Origin of the sequence: Mesorhizobium sp. M5C.F.Ca.IN.020.29.1.1 (genome assembly GCF_003997375.1) — a bacterium.
GTDB lineage: Bacteria > Pseudomonadota > Alphaproteobacteria > Rhizobiales > Rhizobiaceae > Mesorhizobium > Mesorhizobium wenxiniae.
The window spans coordinates 1-1,884 of the sequence record NZ_RZSW01000844.1; the positions used below are offsets into that span (position 1 = coordinate 1).

A 1,884-nucleotide genomic window follows, 5' to 3' on the forward strand; every position below is an offset into this window, starting at 1 on the left:
GCTCGAATCACAGGGGTAGTATGCCGGCTCGTTGTAAGGCTCGAAGGCTACATTGTCGGTGCCAACCCTGGCCAGCATGGTGGCGACCGCTACAACCATTTCGCGATAGCTGGCAACGCCTTCGCTGCCGGCACCGTCATAGATCATCTCCATGCTGTAGGCCGGAACCTGGGTGACGCCGTGCAGGTCGAAAACCACCTTAAGGCCGGCCGACGTGACCCGCTCGACCGCTGCGGCAAGTATGTCCAGCGCCTGCTGCCGTTTGGCGCCCTCGCTGGCAAGCAGAGGGCCGGGGTCGACGCTCAGCCGGACGAAGTCGAAGCCCATCGATCGAATGCGCGCAAACACTTCGCCATCCGGCCAATCGGTGAGCGGCCTATGTCCAGCGCGCCACGCCTCCTCGCTGCGATAGGGCGGCCAACTGTAGGATCCATCGTCCTCGACCGGCGACCAGTTGAGCCATTCATGCACGCCGACGCCGCGCTGGAGCTGGATCGGCGCAGCGTTGGCGGCTATCGCCATGCCGAGCACCCAGGCTACAACCCACGCCATCCTTCTCATCGCCACTCTCCGCATCATGGTCGGAGATATTAACCGCAGGATCGGAAAAGGAGGATTGCCGTCGTGCGGCTTTTCGACAGCATGGTATATAAGAATCGAAACCTTGGCGGAGCGCGTATGAGAGTCGGCTGGTACATCAACCGGTTGCGCAGCATGGAGCCGGCCGAGGTGTTGCACCGGCTGGGCGAGCAGCGTCGAAGGATCGCTTCGCGCCGCCGCGACGACGGCTGGGAGCGTTATGCTTCCCCCCAGTTGCACCCGGTGCTGCGTGGATTGCGCGATGCTGCGCTGGCTGCGACACCGGAGCAACGGCAAGCCATAGCGGCGGCGGCGCAAAACACGCTTGGGGGCCAGTTTTCCGCACTTGGGCGGACATGGCCACGGCGCGATCGAGATCGGCTGTTTCCTCCCGAGCTTTGGCGCCTTGATCCGGTGACCGGCAGGTTTTGGCCGGGTCCCGAGGCCCATACTTTCGATATCGATTTTCGCCATGGCGGCGGCCGCGGCGATGTAAAATACGTTTGGGAGATCAACCGGCTGCAGCAGTTGCCGCCACTGGGCGCCCACCTGCTTCTCGCCGGCGACGACCAGTCCCGGATGGCCATAGAGGCGGCGATCGACAGCTGGCATTCAGCCAATCCGCCGTTTCGAGGGGTTTGCTGGGCCTCCGGCATCGAAGTAGCGCTGCGAGCCATCAGCCTGATTGTCACCATGGACCTCGTCGGCGACCGATTAGGCGCTGCGACACGGCAGCAAGTGGGTGAAATACTGGCGGCAAGCGCCTATTGGCTGCCGCGGTTCCCTTCTCGATTTTCGTCCGCCAACAACCATCTCGTCGCAGAACTGGCTGGCGAGTATCTGATCGGCCTGGCGTTGGGGACCGAATCCAACGCTGTCCGCGGCGCCCTCCTGGCTGAGGCGCGCAAGCAGATTCTCGCCGATGGCGCCGGTGCCGAGCAGACCCCGACATATGCGGCCTTCACCGCCGAACTAATTTTGCTGTGCGCCGCTGCGGCACGCCAGGCCGGAACGCCGTTTCCCTCGCCCGTCGAAGCGCGTCTGGCCGCATTTGCCAATTTCGTCGCTTGGCTCTCCCCAGCTGCCGGCTTTGGCGACAACGATGAAGGTCGCGTGCTGACGCTCGGGGACGAGCCGGACTATGTCCGATCCGTCGCCGCCGCCATCCGTGGCTTTTTACAGATGCCGGGCAACGCGGCGGCGCCACACGATTTTCGGGCGCTTTTCTTTGGCAGGCCGTCGGAACCGGCACCGGCGTCGCATGGGTTGCAAACGTTCACGCAAGGCGGGCTCTCCGTCTGGCGC

At 64.0% G+C, this 1,884-nt stretch carries 1 protein-coding gene and 1 pseudogene; one reads left to right on the forward strand and one right to left on the reverse strand.

Translation table 11 applies throughout. From position 1 onward, the window contains the following. On the reverse strand, positions 1-561 hold a 561-nt coding region (locus EOA85_RS34190; RefSeq protein WP_164760096.1), incomplete at its 3' end, for a cellulase family glycosylhydrolase. 117 nt (positions 562-678) lie between these two features. Between EOA85_RS34190 and EOA85_RS34195 the strand changes: the two are divergent. Continuing rightward, a pseudogene (locus EOA85_RS34195) lies at positions 679-1,884 on the forward strand (heparinase); the annotation flags it as partial.